This is a genomic window from Acidobacteriota bacterium, assembly GCA_039030395.1.
GTDB lineage: Bacteria > Acidobacteriota > Thermoanaerobaculia > Multivoradales > JBCCEF01 > JBCCEF01.
Genome location: JBCCEF010000019.1, coordinates 80186 through 100506 on the forward strand (window position 1 = coordinate 80186; position 20321 = coordinate 100506).

Annotated in this window: 17 protein-coding genes and 1 riboswitch; of the genes, 9 read left to right on the forward strand and 8 right to left on the reverse strand. The window is 66.0% G+C overall.

What is annotated here, in order from left to right; all coding sequences use genetic code 11:
• Positions 1-8 precede the first annotated feature (8 nt).
• From AAF481_15850 to AAF481_15865, 4 genes are read left to right on the forward strand one after another with little or no spacing between them, the layout of a single operon-like run.
• Complete coding sequence (locus AAF481_15850) at positions 9-713, forward strand: hypothetical protein (GenBank protein MEM7482651.1); 705 nt, start codon at positions 9-11, stop codon at positions 711-713.
• Positions 710-1777, forward strand: a complete 1068-nt coding sequence (locus AAF481_15855) for a hypothetical protein (protein MEM7482652.1) — start codon at positions 710-712, stop codon at positions 1775-1777. Before AAF481_15850 ends, AAF481_15855 begins: the two co-directional genes overlap by 4 nt.
• Positions 1778-1819: 42 nt before the next feature.
• Positions 1820-2794, forward strand: a complete 975-nt coding sequence (locus tag AAF481_15860) for a MoxR family ATPase (protein ID MEM7482653.1) — start codon at positions 1820-1822, stop codon at positions 2792-2794.
• Between the two features lie 15 nt (positions 2795-2809).
• On the forward strand, positions 2810-4105 hold the full coding sequence (locus tag AAF481_15865; protein MEM7482654.1) for a DUF58 domain-containing protein: 1296 nt from the start codon (positions 2810-2812) through the stop codon (positions 4103-4105).
• 93 nt (positions 4106-4198) lie between these two features.
• Here the strand turns inward: AAF481_15865 and AAF481_15870 are convergent, their stop codons facing one another.
• Both AAF481_15870 and metE read right to left on the reverse strand, forming a co-directional pair.
• Entirely contained in the window at positions 4199-4411 is a 213-nt protein-coding gene (locus AAF481_15870) for a hypothetical protein (protein MEM7482655.1), read from the reverse strand.
• A gap of 300 nt (positions 4412-4711) precedes the next feature.
• Positions 4712-6982, reverse strand: a complete 2271-nt coding sequence (metE, locus tag AAF481_15875; protein ID MEM7482656.1) for a 5-methyltetrahydropteroyltriglutamate--homocysteine S-methyltransferase — start codon at positions 6980-6982, stop codon at positions 4712-4714.
• A gap of 258 nt (positions 6983-7240) precedes the next feature.
• Positions 7241-7359, reverse strand: a riboswitch (SAM riboswitch).
• A gap of 340 nt (positions 7360-7699) precedes the next feature.
• Here metE and AAF481_15880 point away from each other — a divergent pair.
• Positions 7700-10513: a hypothetical protein gene (locus tag AAF481_15880; protein MEM7482657.1), complete on the forward strand. Its 2814-nt coding sequence runs from the start codon at positions 7700-7702 to the stop codon at positions 10511-10513.
• A gap of 196 nt (positions 10514-10709) precedes the next feature.
• On the opposite strand, the gene AAF481_15885 is transcribed toward AAF481_15880, so the two are convergent.
• Positions 10710-12395, reverse strand: coding sequence for a hypothetical protein (locus AAF481_15885; GenBank protein ID MEM7482658.1), 1686 nt, complete (start codon positions 12393-12395; stop codon positions 10710-10712).
• A gap of 218 nt (positions 12396-12613) precedes the next feature.
• On the opposite strand from AAF481_15885, the gene AAF481_15890 reads away from it, so the two are divergent.
• The 4 genes from AAF481_15890 to cysS all read left to right on the forward strand — a co-directional run bounded on the left by AAF481_15890 (position 12614) and on the right by cysS (position 16768).
• Positions 12614-13201, forward strand: a complete 588-nt coding sequence (locus tag AAF481_15890; protein ID MEM7482659.1) for an SAM-dependent methyltransferase — start codon at positions 12614-12616, stop codon at positions 13199-13201.
• A 3-nt stretch (positions 13202-13204) separates the two neighbouring features.
• On the forward strand, positions 13205-14428 hold the full coding sequence (locus AAF481_15895) for a DUF371 domain-containing protein (protein MEM7482660.1): 1224 nt from the start codon (positions 13205-13207) through the stop codon (positions 14426-14428).
• A 9-nt stretch (positions 14429-14437) separates the two neighbouring features.
• Positions 14438-15085 carry a class I SAM-dependent methyltransferase gene (locus AAF481_15900; GenBank protein ID MEM7482661.1) on the forward strand — a complete coding sequence of 216 codons (648 nt, stop codon included), beginning with the start codon at positions 14438-14440 and terminating at the stop codon, positions 15083-15085.
• Positions 15086-15226: 141 nt separating this feature from the next.
• Entirely contained in the window at positions 15227-16768 is a 1542-nt protein-coding gene (cysS, locus tag AAF481_15905; protein ID MEM7482662.1) for a cysteine--tRNA ligase, read from the forward strand.
• 136 nt (positions 16769-16904) lie between these two features.
• Here cysS and AAF481_15910 read toward each other — a convergent pair whose 3' ends face one another.
• From AAF481_15910 to AAF481_15930, 5 genes are all read right to left on the reverse strand, one after another.
• A complete protein-coding gene (locus AAF481_15910; GenBank protein ID MEM7482663.1) occupies positions 16905-17327 on the reverse strand; it encodes a PIN domain-containing protein in 423 nt (140 codons plus the stop codon).
• A complete protein-coding gene (locus tag AAF481_15915; protein MEM7482664.1) occupies positions 17308-17547 on the reverse strand; it encodes a hypothetical protein in 240 nt (79 codons plus the stop codon). Before AAF481_15915 ends, AAF481_15910 begins: the two co-directional genes overlap by 20 nt.
• A 49-nt stretch (positions 17548-17596) precedes the next feature.
• A complete protein-coding gene (locus tag AAF481_15920) occupies positions 17597-17983 on the reverse strand; it encodes a hypothetical protein (protein MEM7482665.1) in 387 nt (128 codons plus the stop codon).
• 168 nt (positions 17984-18151) lie between these two features.
• Positions 18152-18613 carry a hypothetical protein gene (locus AAF481_15925; GenBank protein ID MEM7482666.1) on the reverse strand — a complete coding sequence of 154 codons (462 nt, stop codon included), beginning with the start codon at positions 18611-18613 and terminating at the stop codon, positions 18152-18154.
• Between the two features lie 590 nt (positions 18614-19203).
• A complete protein-coding gene (locus AAF481_15930; protein ID MEM7482667.1) occupies positions 19204-19788 on the reverse strand; it encodes a hypothetical protein in 585 nt (194 codons plus the stop codon).
• Positions 19789-20321 lie beyond the last annotated feature (533 nt).

Sequence of the window (20321 nt, forward strand, 5' to 3'; positions counted from 1 at the left end):
GTGCGGCGGTGGGTCGTCGGTGGCGAGGCGGAGGAGCTTTCCTCGGCCTTGCCGTCGCCTGCCTGGTGACTCTCGGGTGGACGGCTCAGCCGCCGTCGACGGCCGGCGATCGGCCGGCCGTGGAGCCGATCTACGAGCAGTACGGTCTCGAGCGAGAAGCGGCCACCCCGGGGCTCAGTGAGTGGATCAGCCAGACGATCGAGCGACTGGTCGACCGCCTCAGGTCGCGGGTCGACCTCGAAGTCGGTACGCCGTCACGCCGGCTGTTGAAGGGCGTTGCCTGGACGGTGATCGTTCTCGCTCTCTGCGCGTTGCTGTGGGCCGCCGTCCGGTGGATGATCCGCCGCCGGTCGGCCACTGTCGGCGAGGCGGAACAGCCGCTGCCGGCGACAGAGTCCGCCGTCGGAACGCCCGATTGGCGCAGCGAACTCTTCCGCCGTCTCGATCGGGGGGACACCTCCGGCGCCCTGGAGGCTCTCTGGTGGTGGCTGGCGGAACGTCTGGCGCAGAGTACGGCGCCCGATACGGCCCAAGAGGCCGCCCGAAGTACTACCCTGGCGAGCTGGACCGGCCGCGAGCTCATTCGGCGCAGTCGGCGCCCGGATCTGTCCGATAGCGTGTCGGTGTTGGACCGCCTGCGCTATGGGCCCATAGCGCCGCAGGTGCCGCAAGTCCGCTCGCTGCTCGAAGACCTTGAGGGGCGCCTGCGATGAAGCGCGCCATTCTTCCCGTCGCCCTGTCGGTGGCTTTTCTGGCCGCCTTGGTATTCGCTCTGGTCGGATCGTCGAGAATGCCCGCCAGCAGCTTGTCGAAGGGACCCGCTGGCTGGATGGGAGCCCGCCTCCTGCTGGAGCAAGCCGGGATCGATGCGGCGCTCCACGATCCCGGGATGGCGGCCGGTGAGGGCGTACTGGTCGAAATCTTTCCTTGGCCGTTGTCGCCGAGCCGTCGCGCCGAGCGCATCCGCCGAGTGGTCGAACAGCGAGCCGCCGGCGGGGATCTGCTGGTGGCCTATTCCGGCAAGAACAGTCCGGGGGAGAGCGATTTCTTCGCCCGCCTGGGCTGTCCCTTGGAGCAGGTTCGTTCCGAGCCGCCCCTGTCCTATGGTGCGTGGAAGCGCCACCAGGAGGAGGTTTGGTCCCTGGAACCGCTAGAGCCTTCCGGCTACGGACTGGTCTTGTCCGCGCCGACCTGGGCTCCGGCTCCGCCGGACGGTGCCGAAATATGGTTCCGGGGGCCTGGCGGGGAGGAGTTGGTGTACGCCTTCGATCGCAGGGGCGGTCGGACGGTGGTGCTGCCGGCCCCGGTGCTCGCCAACAGCGGGTTGTGGCGCGGCGACAACGCTTCTCTTGTGTTTGCTCTGGCGGGGTACTTTCCGCCGACTTGGCGATTCGACGAGCAGGGTCTGGGCATCGAGGACCCGGAGACCGCCGCGGCCGCGGGCCGCTATCGGAGGGTGTTCACCTGGTTCGGTTTTCACCTGCTGGTGCTGTACGGTCTGGGTGTGCTGGCCCTCGGTCGCCGCTTCGGTCCCCCCTGGCGGGAGCCGCCGGTGGTGGTGGGATCCACCGGTGCCTTCCTGCGGAGCCTGGGTCGTCTCCACCGGCAGAGCGGTCACCACCGATCGGCGGCTCGGGCCCTTCTCGATCGTTCCGACGCATGGGTGGACGGGCGTTCCGTTCCGGCGGCCTGGCGCGATGAAGCGGCGACCGCGGGTCCGCCGGAGTTCTTGAATTTGGCCCGCCGCCTGGCGCGCTGGCGTCGGCGCGGAAAGTAACGGACACGGCAGGAAATTGAAACACGATGGAGAGGCCAGGGAATGACCGACGAAACCAAGAGTGAGACCCCTCACGGCTCGGCCCATCGGCTGATCGCGGCAATCGAACAACAGGTCTTGGGTCAGAACGAAGTGGTGGAGGCGCTCCTCAGCGCCTACACGGCTGGTGGTCATGTGTTGCTCGAAGGCTTGCCCGGTTTGGGCAAGACCCTCCTCGCGCGCACCTTCGCGGCGACCCTGGGGGTGCCCATTCGACGGGTGCAGTTCACGCCGGATCTGATGCCGGCGGATCTCTTGGGCACCAATGTCTTCGATGCCCACAGCCAGTCCTTCCGGCTGCTGCGCGGGCCGGTGTTCACCCAGGTCTTGATGGCCGACGAGATCAACCGCACGCCACCCAAGACCCAGGCGGCTCTGCTCGAAGCGATGGAGGAAGGCCAGGTCACGATCGACGGCGTTTCGCATCGGTTGCCGGGTGGCTTCTTCGTCATCGCTACCCAAAACCCGATCGAACTCGAAGGCGTGTACCCGCTGCCGGAGGCCCAGCTCGATCGGTTTCTGATGCGGATCCGCCTGGAGATGCCGGTGCGCGACGCGGAGCTGGAGATCTACCGCCGATTTCTCGCCGGCACCCTGAACCCGGCCACGGACGCCGAGGCCGGCAAGGCCCCGGGGGTGGTGACCCCTGCCACCGCTACCGCTTTGCGCCGGGCGGCGGCGGAGGTCCACGTTGCCGAGGAGCTGCTCGATTACCTCCAGCGCTTGGCGGAGGCGGTGCGCCGATCTCCGCATCTCGAGTTGGGGATCAGCCCGCGCGGCGCCCTGGCGCTCCTCGGCGCCGCGCGCTCTGCCGCCCTCATCGAAGGCCGGGACTTTGTACTGCCGGACGACCTCAAGCGCTTCCTGTCCGCCTGTTGGGGGCACCGGGTGCTGCTCTCCGCCGAGTCGGAACTCGAAGGCCACACCGTCGACAGCGTGCTCGCCGGTATCGTCGAGGCGGTCGAGGTGCCGCACTAGCCGCGGAGACTCCCCATGCCGTCCGCCCGCCTGATCGGTGCCGTCGCTCTCAACACCCTGCTGCTATCGGCGGGCCTGCTGGTGCCGTGGCTGGTACTTGCCGCCCTGGTCCTCGACGGGCTGCTGCTCGCCGCCTTTCTGATCGATTTTCGGCGAGCTGCTTCGGAAGCGGTGACGGCCGACCGCCGGTGGCCGCCGATGCTCGTCCAGGGCGCCGAAACCACGCTGGTGGTGGAGGTGGCTTCGCGCTCCCCTCGGCCGGTGACGGTGCGCCTGCGGGACGGCCTGGCGCCGGCCCTCGCGGCGCGGGCGGCGCGCCAGGAACTGACTCTCCCGGCCGCCGGGCGAAGTCGCTGGGAACAGCGGCTGGTACCCCGGCGGCGCGGCGAGCATTCGGTGGCGCCGCTGACGGCGAGGGTGCTCGGCCCTTGGGGGCTGGCCTGGGCGCAGCGCGACCTGGTCGCGCCGGAGTTCCACCGGATCTTTCCTCAGGTGCGCTGGGGCGGGCGGGTCGGACAACTGCTGGCCCTCGCCCAGCGGCGCAGCCTGGGGGTACCGGATTGCCAGCTCCTGGGCCTGGGCTCGGAGCTCTACGCCCTGCGCGAGTATCTGCCCGGCGATCCGCTCAACCGCATCCACTGGAAGGCGACCGCGCGCCATCGCCGACTGGTGAGCCGCGAGGAGACTTGGGAGCGGGGAGCCCGGCTGGTGATCCTTCTCGACGCGGCACGCACCATGGCCTCGATGGACGGCAACCGCAGCAAACTGGACCACGCCCTGGCGGCCGCCCTCGCCCTCACTCGGGTGGCGGCGGCGCGCGGGGATCGGGTGACGGTGATCGCTTTTTCGGACCGGGTGGAGCGGGTGGTGCGGGCGTCTTCCCGCATGGCCGAGGTCTACGGACGGCTCTACGATTGCGAGGCGACCCTGGAGGAACCGGCCTACGATCTGGCCGTCGAGGCGGCGCTGAGAGCCTCGCCGCGCCAGGCGACGGTGATGATGTTCACGTCGGTGGTCGATTTGGCGGCCGGCGAACTGCTGGGCGGCGCGCTCTTGCGATTGGAACAGCGTCGCCACCGCCCAATCTTGCTCAACCTGCAGGATCCGGAGCTGGCCGCCCTGGCGGAGGAACCGCCGGCCGAGGTGCCCGATGCCTACGCTCAGGCGACGGCACTCGAAATCCTGCTCGCCAACCGGCGCCTGACGCGGCGGATGCGGGCCGCCGGCGTGCGCATGGTCCAGCCGATGGCGGATCGCTTGCCACTGGCCGCGCTGGACAGCTATTTGGAGATCTTTCGGCGGACCGCTTGAGAGAAAAGGGGATCCGAGACGGCCCTCCGCCGTCGTCGGAAATTCCGACGGCGGAAGGCGCGGGGAGGGGGCGACGGGGTCAGTCGTCGGGGGTTAGTCTTCGAGGCCCAGGGTGCCGCGCAAAGCCTGACGGATGATGTCCGCCTCAGTGCGGCGTTCGTTGAAAGCCTTCAGCCGCAGAGCTTCGGCCTCGTCCACCGGCAGCCAGAAATTCTTGCGGACCATGCCGCTCTTGGTCAGGGTGGTTGTGCCGCCGCGCGGGCCGACGCGCTCGTTGTCGAATTCGGTGTTGGAATCGCTGATCATGGTCGGGTCTCCTAGAGAGCGGGGTTCATTCAGTGCCTATGGACGGGCGAGGATTGGAATGCAGTGCCTCGAAATCGATGGTGCCTCAGAAAACGCTCACAAAATGGGTTGGCATCGCTCCCCGACAACCGGAGAGGCCCTGTTACCTACTCTCTTAAGTAAGTGGGGCTGAGTCGCCTTTTTGGGACACCTGGGAAGAAAGTTGCCCTGCGCCTCGGCCTTAGGTCAACCGGTGGGCGTCGCGACCCAGCCGCGGCGCCCACCTCGTGCCCCATTGCAGGCCCGTTTCCCGCTCCTCGCTCAGCCGGCTAGCTCGGCACGCACCTGGCGGGCAGCGGTGACCAGGTTGCGCAAGGCGGCCTCCGTCTCTGCCGGTCCGCGGGTCTTCAAACCGCAGTCCGGGTTCACCCACAGGCGCTCCACGTCGAGCACCTTCGAGGCGCGGCGCAGCAAATCGGCAATCTCCTCCGCCGCCGGTACCCGCTCGCTGTGGACGTCGTACACCCCCGGCCCGATGCCGCGGTCGTAGTCGAAGTCCCGGAACGCCTCCAGCAGTTCGCTGGCGGAGCGCGAGTTCTCGATCGAGATCACGTCCGCGCCGAGGGCGTAGATGGCCGGCATCAGCTCGTTGAACTCGCTATAGCACATGTGAGTGTGGATCTGCGTGTCGGCGGCCACGCCGCTCGAAGACAGGCGGAAGGAGCGGGTCGCCCACTCCTCGTAGGCCGGCCGGTCAGCGCGCTGCAGGGGCAGGCCCTCGCGGAAAGCCGGCTCGTCGATCTGAATCACCGGAATCCCCGCCGCTTCGAGATCTCTCACCTCGTCGCGGATGGCGAGGGCGAGCTGATCGGCGATGCGTTGGGGCGCGATGTCGTTGCGCGGGAAGCTCCACATCAGGATGGTCACCGGTCCGGTGAGCATCCCTTTCAGCGGTTTGTCGGTCATCTTCTGGACCCGCGCCGAGACCTCGACGGTCATCGGCTCCGGCCGCGAGACGTCGCCGTAGATCAACGGCGGACGCACGCAGCGCGTGCCGTAGGACTGCACCCAACCCTCGATGAAGGCCACCCCGTCCAGTCGTTGGGCGAAGAAGTCCACCATGTCGCTGCGCTCGAACTCGCCGTGCACCAGCACGTCGAGGCCGAGGTTCTCCTGCAGGGCGATCACCTCGCGGAACTTGTCGTCCAGGTAGGACCGGTAGTCCTCCGCCGACAGCTCGCCGCTGCGGTAGCGCGCCCGGGCGGCGCGCACCTCGGCGGTCTGCGGGAAGCTGCCGATGGTGGTGGTGGGCAAGAGCGGCAAGTCGAGGCGCTCCTTCTGCCGGGCCAGGCGCTCCTGATCCGGCGTGTCGCGGGCGTAGTCGCTTTCGCTCAAGGCACCCAGGCGTTCCGCCACGGCGGGGTTCGACAGGCGGGGATCGCGCCGCCGCCGGTCGATCACCGCGCGGTTCTCGGCCAAGTCGTGAGCCACCGCCTCGGCGCCCTCATCGTGAGCCCGGCGCAGCAGGGCGATCTCGTCCAGCCGCTCGTCGGCGTAGGCCATCCACTCGCGGATCGAAGGGTCGAGGGCCTGTTCGAGATCGGTGGTGACCGGCAAGTGGAGGAGGCTACAGCTCGGTCCGAGGTGAGCTTGATCGAGATTCACCCGGCGGCCGATGCGCTCGAGGGTGGAGAGGGCCTCGTCCAGGTCGGTCCGCCAAACGTTGCGTCCGTCGATCAGGCCGATGCCGAGCACCTTATCCTGCGGGATGCCGTGCGCTTCCAGGGTCGCCAGGCTCTCGGCGCCGCGCACCAGGTCCAAACCGATGCCCGCCACCGGCAGATTCATCAGCGTTTCGCCGTTGCCGGCGGGATCGTCGAAATAGGTTTGCACCATCAGCTTCGGGGTGTCTTCCTCGGCCAACGAGCGATAGCTGGCGGTCAGCAGGGAGAGCTCCTCAGCGGTGAGATCCATCACCGCGACGGGCTCGTCCATCTGCACCCACTCGACGCCGGCGGCGGCCAGCTCCCGCAGCACTTGCGCATAGAGCGGCAGCAGATCCGCCAGCAGACCTTCGTAGGCTAGGCCGCGGGGGTTGTTGGCTAGCTTGAGGAAGGTGAGCGGGCCGATGAGGACCGGCTTGGTGGCCAACCCCAGCTCGTCCTTCGCCTCCTGCCAGGCGGTCAACGGACGGTTCTCGGTGAGGGAGAACGATCCGTCCAGCTCCGCCGAAATGTAGTGGTAGTTGGTGTTGAACCACTTGGTCATTTCCATCGCGGTGGCCGCCTGGGTGCCGCGGGCCATGGCGAAATAGGTGTCGAGATCGACCGCGCCGCCGGCCCAGCCGTAGCGCTCCGGGATGGCGCCGAACATGGCGATGTGGTCGAGCACCTGGTCGTAGTGGGAGAAGTCATTCGAGGGGATCAGATCGATCCCTGCCTGCTGCTGGCGTTTCCAGCCGGCCAGGCGCAGTGCTTTGCCGCCGGCCAGCAGCTCGTCGCGCCCGACCTTGCCGCGCCAGAAACCCTCGACGAGTTTTTTCAGTTCGCGGTCAGGGCCGATCCTGGGGTATCCGAGATTCGTGGTGATCATGTGCAGTTGACTCCCTTGAAGCGTTGAGAGATGTCCATGAGAACTCTGGCCGGGACAAGCCCGATCCGAGGGCTGGGGGATCGAAGAGGGAGTCGCAGGAGCGGGATTCCGCCGTGTCCGGGAAGCGGACGATCACTGACGTTGCTGGCTGGCGTTGGGGATGAAAGCACCGGCGATTCCTCCTCGTTCGATGTCGCTCATCGAAGGCCTGAAGGAGGTTCGCTGCCGCTTCCTTCCGCCCGTGGGCGATGCCGCGGCAACTCATCTCTCGGTTCGCCTGATCGGCTTCCGTAGGACTTGGCACCGTTTCGGAGTGGTGAACTCCAAAGGTTGCCCCGGCGTCAATGGGCCTTTCCCTCTGCCGGTCTCGATGAGTGATTCGCAATGTATTCGAGTTCAACGGGCGGGTCAAGGGGCAGCGGTCGTCTCGGAGCCGCCGCCCGCTCGGGGCAGGCTCACGCCCTGCTATCGAAACGCTTCGCGGAACGTCTTAAACTAGCGGCCGTCACGCGCGAACCAGCGCGTGGCGACGCCCTGCCATCCGAGATCTGAAATCCGGCGCGACACCACACTGAAAGGGTAGCGATGTTCACCAATCGACGTTCACCTGCTCCATTCCGCCTTCCCGCCCTCTTGGCTTTGGGTCCGGCGCTTCTTCTTTCGACGGGATCGATCTCCGCCACCACTTTCGACTGCGCACCCTGTGCCGGAGTTCAGGTGGAAGATCCCCGGGCGGCCGCTGACTTGCTTGCCGCCGGCCCCGCACTGGCAGAGGACGAGCCGCTTTTCGTGGCCTGGTCCGCCGTCCTCGACGGATCCGGCGACGGCACTGCCGCCCGGGCCCTCGCCGAGGCCGGGGCGCGGCCCTGGTTGCGGGTGATCTTTCGCACCCCGCGGCCAATCCGCCAGAACCTCGAGGGTTTCGAAGCGGAAATCCGCTCCCTCGCTGCCCTGGTCGCCGCCGGTCGCGGTACAGGGTTGACGGTTCAGGCCGTTTGGCAGCCTTCCTCCGGTGAAGCGGACTCGGCGGATCTGGGCTACCTGATCAAACGCGCGGCCGTGGTGGTGACCGGTGCCGCTCCCGGCGCTCGCTTCGCCGTCGGCCCCCTCGCCGCCGGTGCGGACGCCCTCAGGTCACTCTACGGCGAAGACGTCGCGGCCTACGTCGACACCGTGGCGCTCAGGCCGGGCGGCGATCTTGCGGTGGCGGCCAGTGCGCTGGCCGAATTGGATCCGGGCGTGCCGCTGGTGCTGGATGCGGTGTCCTGGCCATCGGCTCCGGAAAAGGTCCTTGCGAAGGCTGCCGAAGGTCGTGTGGCCGGCGCCGCGATGACCCTGTTCGATCGTCCGGCGATCACGGCAGAGGAGTTGGCGCCGCTCGTCACCCTGGCGCGGGAATTCGCTGGCGACCTCTCCTACAATGCCGCCGCTTCGCCCTCCGGAGCGGCGGGCGCCTGGGCATTCGTGCGGGGAGCAGATCTGGATCTGCGGGTGGTGGTCGAGCCGGAGCCGGATGCCGAATCCGTTTCCCTGACCTTCGACGATGCGCAGCTCGCCAGCCCGCGCCTCGTCGATCTCACCTCCGGTGAGGACGACATCGTGTTCGACCAAAGCCGCGGCGGCGGGCGCCTGTTTCTCACCGTCGACGCTCCCGGTCCGGCGCTGGTGCTGCGGGTCGACCGCTTGAGCGCGCAGGAACTGCAGGGCCTGGACGAGCGCATCGAGGTGGCCGACGAGCGGCAGATGCCGGTGGAGGAGATCTTGCGCCGCCTGCAGGCCTTCGAAGACCGCCAGGCCCGCCGAATCGATCGCTACCAGGCGCGCAACACTTTGCACCTGCGGGTTCAGGGGCCCGGTGGCGGCGGTATCGAGGCAACCTACGCGGGCGACTTCTTCTTCCGCCGCGGCGAAGGCTTTGACTGGGTGTGGGAGGAGTTTTACGTGGATGGCGTGCGTTGGCGCTCGAAGAGCCTGCCGGAGCTGCCGTTGTTCCAGCCGGAAAAGGCCGCCGCCCTGCCGGTGGAGATCCGCTTTACCAAGGAGTACGAATACCGCCTGCGCGGTACCGACACGGTCGACGGCCGCGACTGCTGGGTGGTGGACTTCGAACCGGTGGATCCGGACGCCACCGGCAACCTATTCCAGGGCACCGTGTGGGTGGATCGGGAAATCTACAGCCGGGTGCGTACCCGCGCCTCGCAACTCGGCCTGGAAGGGGAGGTGATCGCCAATGAGGAGACCACCTACTTTTCGCCCATCGGCGAAGACGGTGCCGCCACCGCCTGGGGCCGTGAGGCCATAGTGCTGCCGCTTCGCATTGTCAGCCAGCAGACCCTGTCGCTGTTTTCCGCCACCGTGCCCCTGGAGCGCGAAACGGTGCTTTCGGCCCTGGTGATCAACGGCGAGGGTTTCGACGAGGCGCGGGAAGCGGCTCGCGCCTCCGACTTCACCATGGTGCGCGACACGGCCGAAGGCCTGCGCTACTTGCGCAAGGACCAGGAGGGTAACCGCTACGTCGAGGAAGAGCAGAAGACCAGCCGGCTGTTCCTGGTCGGTGGCGTGTTCTGGGACGGCACCGTCGACTTTCCCTTGCCCCTGGCCGGCCTCAACTACCTGGACTTCGACTTCAAAGACAGCGGCAACCAGCTCAATGTCTTCTTCGCCGGTCCCTTCATCAACGTCAACCTGGCCGAACCGGAGCTCTTCGGGAGTCGTTGGAACGCCGGCGCCGCCGCCACCGGTTTCTTCATCGATACCGGGGACGAGCTCTTCCGGGACGGCCGCGAGGTGGAAGAAGAGGAGATTGAGAGCCGAGGCGGCGCCGTATCTCTGTTCCTCGGCCGCCCCCTCGGCAAGTACTCGAAGGTCGATTTCACCTACCGCCTGGGCTGGACCGGCTTCAGCGAAGCGGATGACACGGCGGAGGGCTTTGTGCTGCCCCAGGACACCCTCACCCACACCGGCCAACTCGAGTTCTTCTTCAATCGCGGCGGCTACAACTTCGAGCTGTCCGGCAGCCTCAACCGGCGCGCCGACTGGGAGTTCTGGGGCCTTCCCGGTAACGACGAGTTCGATCCGGATCAGGAGGAGTTCGCCCGCTGGCAGGCCTCCCTCTCGAAGACCTTCTGGCTGTCGACCTTCAAGGCCTTCTCGGTGGGCATCGAACACTTCGACGGCGAGAACCTCGACCGCTTCTCGCGCTACGACTTCGGCTTGTTCGGCGACATCTCCCTGAACGGCTATCCGGGCGGGCTGGTGCGGGCGGAAGAAGGCCAGGCCCTTCACCTCTCCTACGGCCTCAATGCCGGCGACCAGTTGCGCCTCGAAGTCGAGGGCGACGCGGTGTGGGCGACCTCCGAGGACGTCGGCCTCGACAGCGAGCTGCTGGCCGGAATCGGTGCCGGCGGCACGGTGGCGTTGCCCTGGCAGATGCTGGTCAACTTCGAAGTCGGCTACGCCCTCGACGGCCCGGCGGAAGGCGAAGTGGCGGCTCGCATCTTCTTCCTCAAGCTCTTCAAGGGCAAGCGCTAGCAGGTGGCTGAACCAGGCCTTCGGCCTAGGATTTCAGCTTCCCTGCTAGCTTTTGTTGCCAGGGGGCTAGGCGCCCCCTCGCCCGAAAAGTCATGACTTTTCGGGCTCACCCCATCCACGGCGCCTCGGGCGCCGCCTCGCCTTACGGGCTCGGAGCCGAGTGCCGAAAAGGCGGCAGCCGGCGCTGTGGTTTGCGCTAGCGGCAGATCGCTCCGCCGTCCGACCGGTAGCCCGGTTCGAGCTGGAGAAACTGCACCTTGGATGGATCCTGCCCGTGCTCGGCGAGCCACTGGGTCAGGGTCCAGCGCACGTGGCGGCGAATCCAGCGGCGATCGGTCTTGGCCGGCCAGAGATCGTCCGGCCAGTCCGGCGGAATCTGGCCGGAGTAGCCGTTGACGGAGGGAATTCCGGCTCGCTCGCCGGCCCACATGGCGTCGATGTGGAGTAGCCAGTTCGGTGCGTGGCCGCCGTTCTGGGTCAAGTAGAAGGCTTCGACCTCGGGATTGATCCGAGCGACGATGGAGTCCACCATCTCCCCCTCGCGCAGGGCGTCGGAGGTCAGCGCGGTGCCTTTCTGCTCCAGGCAGCACAGCAGTGCGATTGCGAAGACGGCGAGGCGCTCTCGACCGCGCACCCGATCCACCAGCCAGGCGATGGCGAAGGCCGCCAGTAAGGGCAGAATGAACATGCCGATGCGGCTGACGGCGCGCATTGCCGAAACCCCCGGCACCACTTCGAAGAGGACTCGCCAGATCGATGCTTTGTGGCCGAAGAAAAGCGTCGTCGAGAGCACCAGAACCACCCCGGTGACGGCGAGCAACTGCATCGCCGGGAGGTGACGAGAGCGCCAGTAGATCGCGAGGGTGACCAGAGTGGTGACGAAACCGATGCCGATCGCCTGTTCGAGCGGCGCGCCCAGCCACGAAAAGGGTGGCGCCTCGATCATCCAACCGTAGATGTCGCTGAACGGGCTGACGAAAATCCAACTGATCGGTCGCGGGATATAGCCCGCGATGGCGTCCCAAGAGCGGTAGCCGACCTCCGACGCCGCGGCCAGATAGTGACGCATCCAGGGCACGAGCAGCAGGGCCGAGGCTGCGGCCCCGGCGAGAAGATACCCGACATCGCGCCGGAGGGACTGCAACAGCGGTCGCCGGAAGGCGCCCATCGTCAGGGCGCAGAGCGTCAGCACGGCGAGGCTCAGCAGCCAGAAAGCGCCGGTGTAGAAGGCTCCGTAGAGCTGCGCGACGGTCGCTAGGGCCATCACCCCTATGGCCCGGCGGCGCACGCGATCGTCGCCCGTCTCCTGAGCCCGGACCAGGTTCTGCCCGTAGCGCAGGACCGCCCAAATGCCGACCAGCACGAAGAACATCGGCATCAGCTGAGAGTGGCCGATCTGATTCAGGCGGGAGATGGGGAAGGCGATCAAATAGGCGCCGAGAGCGGCGGGCAGGCGCCCGACCCCGACGGCCCGGCGCAGCAACAGGAACGCGACCGCGAAGTTGAGGCCGAGCATGGTCACCAGCCAGCCCCAGTGGGCACTGTCCGGCGAGGCCCCGAGGGCACGGTAAAGCCAGTAGGGCGGGGCGAAGGTGAGTAGGAAGTCTGTGTAGGCGTAGCTATTTTCGCCCACCGGAAAAAAGATCGGTAGATCCCACAGCACTTCGTGCCGCGGTTCGCCGGTCAGCCAGCCCCAGGTGTGTTCGAGGAGGAAATGGTTCAGGCGGTTGTCGCCGCAGTCGCCGGGCACCCGCCGCAGGCCGCCGAGCATTGTGCGAGGGAGGGCCAGGAAGAGGGCGAGGACGGCCAGGAAAACGGAAAGCAGCCCGTCCGTCCACAGGATTCGGTGACCCGCTCGGGGCGCTGGCTCCCTCCTCGTCATGGTGGCGGTCTCGCTCGTCAGAATTCCGTTGCAGGCCCGGCGCCGCCGGATCAAAGGGGGCTAGCTACAGCTCACTTCGAAGACTATCAGCACCGAGGGCATCGTCACCCTTTCGGGCGATGCGGAAGACGGCTGGCGCGGCGACCGGGAGTTCGTGTTGGACCGCTAGCCGGACCTTCGGCAGCGGGCGGCGCCTCTGGTAGATTGCATCCTCCACGATGCGCAAATTCGTCTCCCGAGGTGGCCTCAAGCTGGACCACGCCCTCGACCACTTCGAGCTGAGCGTCGCAGGCCTCTTGTGCGCCGATTTCGGCTGTAGCACCGGAGGTTTCACCGACTGCCTGTTGCAGCGCGGCGCCCGGCGGGTGATCGCCCTCGATACGGGCTACGGGGTGCTGGACTACTCCTTGCGCATCGACGGCCGCGTGGAGGTGCGTGAGCGCTCCAACGTTCTCCACGCCCCACCGCCGGATGAGAATGTGGATCTGGTGGTGTCGGACCTCTCCTGGACCCGCCAGTCGGTCGCCGTCGAGGTGGCGCGCCGCTGGTTGGGCCAGGGGGGGCGCCACATCTCGCTGATCAAGCCGCACTACGAGATCGAGCCGGACGAGAAGAAGCTCCTCCGCAAGGGCGTCTTGCCGCCGGAGGAGTCGGAACGCATTTTCCGCCGGGTGGTCGGGCAACTCGGCGACAGCGGTGTCGAGGTGCTCTCGACGGTCCGCTCTCCCATTGCGGGCGGCGGATCCCGCAGCGGCAAGGGCAACGTCGAATACCTCGCCCTGCTGGCCTTTCCCGCGGCGGAGTGAACGATGATCGTGCGCTTTAGCTGCCGCGGACACTCCAATATCCGGGCGACCCACCACAAAACCCTCGAAGTCACTCGCGACCCCGAGATCACTCCGCGGGCGACGTGCGTGGTCGGCGTGGCGGCGGACTTCGATCCCCTTGCCGTTGCCCGCCTGCGGGGCAGAGTGCGCATGCGCATGCGCCTGCGGCAAGGATCGCATCGTGCCGAAATCGTGGGCACCGTTTCGCCCTTCGTCGGCGTGCGGCCGTCCCTGGTCTTCCGCCTGAGTGACCAGATCTTCGGCAACACCTTCGCGAGCGGCGCGAGCCGGGCCGCCAGTCACCTCGACCGGGGCCTGGCGGCCGTCCTCCAGGATTCGGAGTCGGTGCTGGAGGTGGTGATCGAAGAAGTGGGGGAGCCGTCCATTGCCGGCGCGCTGTCCCTACTCGTTCTGCCGCATCCCAGGCGGGCGGCCCTGGCTCCCGAACCTGCCGAGCGCCTGCGGGCGGTGGACGCCTTGGCCGCGCCGGATCCCAATGATCTCGTTGAGTTGATCGCGGAACTGCAAGGTCCGGCCGAAGGCCTGCCGTTTGCCGAGCGAAAAAGGGGCGCTCTGCTCGAACGCTTGAAGACCGGGAAAAGGCTCGCCGTGGTCGTGCCGGATACGGACGACGCCGGTCTACGGCCATTCGTTCGGCAGGCGGTGCAGGCCGGCATCCCCGTCAGCCCGCTCGGCGGCGTGGCGCCGTCCCTCACCACCCTCTGGGTTGCCGCCTTCGAGGGCACCGACTGGGCTGTCGAGGAGCAGCCGCAACGGCGTCCGCAGCGCTTTCGGCGCCGCCTCCAGGGGATGGGGCGGTCGCCGACGCCCTGTGTCTTCCGTCGCGTCGAGATCTCCGCCGAAGCGGTGTGCGCGGCGGTGCTGGAGACCCTCGGCGATCGATCGATCTGTCTGGCCCAGGGGTGGGGAAGCCGGGACGAACGCTACCTGCGCGGCAGCGCCGGCGCCATGGATGCCGGAGATCTCGCCCGCTTTCGTGCGGCCGATCCGCTGATCGTGGCGGTGGACGGAGATCGCTCGGACGAAGGCGACGTGCCGGCGACCCTGCTGCGCGCGCTGCTCGAAGGAGGCGCCTCAGTGCGGAGTCTGAGCCGTGCCCTGGAGGCCGAGACCGGCTGGCCGCGCCGCCGCGCCTACGAATGGGTCCAGCGGCTGGCGGACGAATCCGTCGCCGGAGAGGATTGACGTTCGAGTATGAAGGTCGTCGTCGGCAAGAAGGTCCACTTGATGGACCGTGAGGAGGTCACCGAACGGGCCGCGCCCTTTGAGGAGGTGCTGGTCGATCTCGGTACCGGCGACGGCCGGTTCGTCCTCGGTTGGGCGAGAGACCATCCGGAGACCCTGGCCATCGGCCTGGACGCGGTGCAGGACGCCATGCGCGACACCTCCCGCCGCGCTGCCGCCAAGGCCGCCCGCGGCGGCGCCGCCAACGCCCTATTCGTGGTGGCCTCGGCCGAGGACCTGCCGCCGGAACTGACCGGCTTGGCGAGCCACGTCACCATCAACTTTCCCTGGGGCTCTCTGCTGCGCGGCGTCGTCGCCGCCGAGCCCTGGCTGCTCCAAGGCCTCACCGGCCTGGCCCGCCCCGGCGCCCGGTTCACGGCGCTGGTCAACTACTCCGTGTTCCAGGATGACGACTATCGGGAGCGTCTTGGTATGCCACCCCTCGACCTGATGGCCTCCGGTGAGGAGTTCAAGGAGGCCTGGCGCCGGCAGGGCCTTCTGCTGGAGCAGAGCGCTCTACTGCGAAAGAACGTCCCTCACCGAACCTCTTGGGGCCAGCGGCTGGTCAAGGGTTCGGACCGATCGACCCTTTTGTTGACCGGAACGATCTCGAAGTGATCGGTCAAACTTTTTAGATACCATTGCGCCTGAGCCGGAACGGTCGGCGGCGAAGGGGGACCACGCAGATGCCGTCCTCATCCTGCGGTCCGAAGAAGCTCGATACATCACCATCCCACCGGAGAGGAATTTTCGCGCGCCATGACGGATGCATCGCAGGTCACCTTGTTCAACAGCATGACCCGCAAGCTCGAGCCCTTCGAGCCTCTGCGCGAGGACGGTGTGCGCATCTATACCTGCGGCCCGACGGTCTACAACTACGCCCACCTCGGCAACCTGCGCGCCTATGTCTTCGGAGACACCTTGCGCAGAGTCCTACAGTGGAAGGGCTTCGATGTCGTCCACGTCATCAACATCACCGATGTCGGACATCTCACCAGCGACGCCGACGAAGGCGAGGACAAAGTCGAAGTCGCCGCCCGCCGCGCCAACCGATCCGCCTACGAGATCACGAACTACTACACCGATGCCTACTTCGCCGACCTGAAGCTGCTCGGAATTCGCCCGGCGGCCATGTATCCGCGCGCGACGGAGCACATTCAGGAGATGATCGCCTTCGTCCAGGATCTGGCCGACAAGGGACTGACCTACGAGATCGAAGACGGCCTCTACTTCGACACCAGCAAGGTGGCGGACTACGGGGCCCTGGGAGCCCTCAACCTCGAAGCGCAGCAGCACGGCAGCCGAGTGGCAGCCCATCAAGACAAGCGGCAGCCGTGGGATTTCTGCCTCTGGCGGCGCTCCCCACCAGACCAGCGACGCCTGATGGAGTGGGAGAGTCCCTGGGGCCGCGGCTTCCCCGGATGGCATCTCGAATGCTCCGTCATGAGCCACAAATACCTGGACTTCCCTTTCGACATCCACACCGGCGGGGTGGACCACCGACAGGTCCATCACTGCAACGAGATCGCCCAGAACCAGGGCTACCAGAACGACGACGGCAGCGGCGTCAACTACTGGCTGCACTGCGAGTTTCTGGTGATGCGCGAAGAGAAGATGTCCAAGAGCAAGGGCAACTTCTGGCGCCTGCAGACGCTGCTCGACAAGGGCGTCCATCCCTTGGTCTACCGCTTCTTTCTGCTCCAGGCCACCTACCGCACCCAGCTCGAGTTCTCGAAGGAAGGACTGGTCGCCGCCCGCACCGGTTTCGACCGCATCGTCCGCCGTCTCCGGGGCCTCCTCGAGCGAACGGGGGACGAGGGCCGCCAACTTGCCGACCTCTCAGCGGAAGCCGAATCGACCACCGGCGGCTCCTTCGGTTACCTGCGCGAACTCTACGAACAGGAACTCGACGGCGGTGCCGCCGAGGCACTCGAACGCTTCGATCAAGCGGTTTCCGAAGACCTCGGCACCCCAAGAGGCATCGCCGTTTTGACCTCCGTCGTGGCCGACCCAGAGATCAGCGACCTGGACAAACTTCGCCTCGTCGGAACCTTCGACCTGGTCCTCGGGTTGCGCCTGCTCACGATCGAGCCCGAAGAACTGAACATCCGTCCCGACGATGCCGAGCTCACCAACGAGCAGATCGAAGCCTTGATCGCCGAGCGCAAAGAAGCGCGCCAAAGCAAAGACTGGAGCCGTGCTGACGAACTGCGCGACGAGCTCGCCGCAGCGAAAGTCCTGGTGAAAGACGACCGCGACGCCGGCGAGACCGTCTGGATGTGGAAACCGGACCTCGATTAGCAGGTGGCAGGAGAATGGCGAGCGGGCACGCTCGTCGAAAGGCCTACCAACCGACGCTGAACTCAATTCCCCCTCGGGCTACATAGCGCCGACGCATGTTGGGTGGGTGATCTAGCTTGTCCCATCAGGGTGCCGTTCAGCGGACAGCACGAAACGGATTCTCAACGCGGACACCGCCGTAGTCCTCGCCGTCGGTGAGATCCTCGGAAAGGACGACGTCACAGCCGCTCGATCGCGCCGCCTCCAGAATCGCGGCGTCCCAGTAGGAGATCCCCCAGCGGGCGCGGGTCACGAAGGCAGCCTGTACCACCTCGAGGGTGAGTTCTTGGACGGGGTAGCGACAAAAAGCCTCGGCGAGCCGAACAGCCTGGTCGTGGCGTAGAGGATTCGGGCGGCTCTCTCGCGTTGCCTGTAGGTAGAACTCCTGAAGCACCTGGACAGAGAGCGCCAGATCGCGGCGCCTGAGGACTTCGCGCGCGACCGCGGCTTTGGCCCCCTCGTCTGGAACCGTTGAAACCGCGTAGAGCAGGATGTTGGTGTCAACGAAGAGCACGGTCATGCAGCCGGTCACGATCCAGGCGATCCGAGGCCCGGAAATTCACGATCTCGCCAAGCACTTCATCCTGCTGCAGCAAGAGCCGGTCGAACTCGTCCTCGGCCGCACTCAGGCTAGAGAGGAACTCAGCCACCAGGGCGCTCAAAGACCGACCCTGCTCGGCCGCCTTGATTCTGGCCTGGCGATAGACCCCGTCGGGTACAGAGACAGTGACGTTTCGCATGCGTGATTCTTATCACAGAATCACGGGATCCGTGATTCACTGGAATCGCCTACATCGACTTTCGACCGAAGAAGATTCCCAGGGTCAGTCCGAGCAAACCTCCGCAGACGGCACCCGGCGTGCCGTAGTACGTCCCCAAGAACAGATCCACGATCCCCGCGAAGAACTTCCCGACCATCGGTCCCACCAGCAATCCGGCGAGGCCACCAACCACTGCATTGCGAATCCGGCGAACGCGCGACCGCTCCTCGATCTCCAGAGTCTCCCGCCGAAGCTGATCTGCCGTCTCAGAGTGGGCGTTGGGCAGGGCCTCGGCTGCGGCGCGACCCTCTCCGGCCACCAGGAACCCGCAGTGAACACAGCGAGCCGCCGCACGGGAGGTCGGTTCGCCGCAATCGGGGCATTTCAAGGACAGGACCACGACGTCAGATCCCATCAACCGCCCGCGAGGGAAATCGAGGGCTTTGCAGGGGAAAGAAGGCAGTACCAGGAAGGAGCCTGGGCATCCGCCCCCTGAGTCGGGGGCAGTTCCACCTACTGTCGGGGGAGGTTCTACGAAGGGTCGACCTGAGGGGAAGTGGGAGGGCACCCCTGGTCGGGCCGGCTATCGCGAAACGAGGTAGGTATCCACGAAATCGACGGTCAGGCCATCCTGACCCACATGACGGGCCGCCTTGGAAACCTGAATCGCCCCGCCGCCCTTGGTCAGCTCCACGGACTCCAGCCGCTGACTAGGCCGCGCATCCAGCGCCGCGAGACTGTCCATCTCGAATAAGTCCAGCCGCGTCGAATCACCCCGTAGGCCGAAATTCGCCGCCCGGATCCCCAGTACCGGCCCACCCGGCTTCATCTGTACCGTGGCGAACTGTCCTTCTACGATCAGCACTCGCGACGGCGGCGCAGCAGCCGGATCGATCTCGATCCACACTCCGTCTTTGCCACCCGTGTTGACTCCCGCGAACCACGGTTGATCTAGCTTCGTACTACCGCTGACGGCGAAGGCCCCGATGACCAGGGCGGAAAAGATAAGGGCAAGAAAAATGCCTCTCGATGCATTGATTTTCATCGTTGGATTCCCCTGGTCACCGGACGCAGCAGCGCCCGCAGATCGAGTCTATGCAACTTCCGCATACTGTCACGCCGTCGCAGGTAATGCAACACCGAATCGGGCGAAGATTTCCGTTCGGAGGAACTTTTTTCGTCTCGACGAGTTCGACGTCGAGAGGGGAGTCGCCTCGCAGAAAGGTCGAAATGCGGCCGGTACGAAGCGGAGAATTCTCAACGGGAAGGGTATGAGAGATCGCGCCGACTTGAGTCACTTCTGCAAGTTGGAGACGGACTGGAGACTTGCCGTCGTGGGGAACTGTGACTTCAGGGGTCAAGGTGTAGTAGCGATCGGGACTCTCCAACTTGCCTACGGTGGCCGCTTGTCCCGCAACGACCTGGACCTCTGCGATGTGTCCCTGATACTGCACTCGTAAGGTGACGAGCGTATCGAAATCCTCGGTACCGGCGGCGACTGCGGGCAATACCACCGCCAGAGCACAGACGAAGGCAATCGTCGGCCTCATGAGCACCCTCCTTTCACTCCGAAAAAGCACGTTAATTATGACCTAAAAATTTGAAAATGTCAATATGTTGTGTATGAACAATCGCCTAGGCATCTTCGGTCGTAGCGCGCACGATCGACACGATTTTGATGCTGAGTGGCTCGTCGTCGTCCGGCAGTCTCAACTCGGAATCATCTCCTGCAGTCATCGAAAGTCGGGTATTGAGCGGTGTGCGCTCTCCCGAAGTGCCGTCGATGAGGCGGAAGGTCAAGTGCACTCGTGCGGGATCGCCGGAGTCGATTCTCGGAAGGATCTCCAGGCCGCCACCGTCGTCTTCCTCGAGCACCATCGCCTGACCATCGACGAAAATCGCTTCCCACTGACTGGACCCTCCATCGCCGGTGGAGAGGACGGCAATCGCCCGGTCCGCCTCGGCGAGTTCCGTCACCGACGGAGGCGTCTCGAGGGAGCGATTTCGATCGAGAAACAGGCCCTGGGCAATCCACGCGGCCGCGAAGAAAACAACGCCGGCACCTAAGGAAACGAGCCATTGCTTTCGAGAAAGCCCAAAGAGGTGCCGTCTATCCGCAGCCGACGAGTCAGCATTGCGGCCCTCGCCCTTCTTCGAGATCAAGGCCGATGCGACGCTGGCGACTCCGGCGACAATCGCCGCGATGATGACGTCAGACATGAACTCGAAGACCGCGCAAGGTCCAGCCTCTGTCGGGGCAGTCCTCAGACCGCCGAGGAGTTTCGGTGTAGAAAATTAGATGCATAACTTAGGCCAGTAATAAACGGCATTCTATTCCTACAAAGCGACAACCGTCAAGAAACTGGTTCATGACGGGTGGTGCGGAGGTTGCTGGCTAGTCCAGTACCAGCAGATGGCTCGGCGAAGCTCAAGGCACAGCCGCCCAGGGCACGCCAAAGAGTGGCCTATGGGACGACGACCTAGCGCCTTGTTGCAACATGGCCAAGGTCTTGCCGTGCTAGCGCCCACCGATTCGCTTCTGCTTCTCCGTCGAGCGACCTGGACGTGAGTTAGTCGGGCCAGCTCGATCCAAGGGGACTTGCCGTGCCGCTCGCCCTCCCGCTGGACGTGCAGGCGCCCACCGATTCGCTTCTGCTTCTCCGTCGAGCGACCTGGACGTGAGTTAGTCGGGCCAGCTCGATCCAAGGGGACTTGCCGTGCCGCTCGCCCTCCCGCTGGACGTGCAGGCGCCC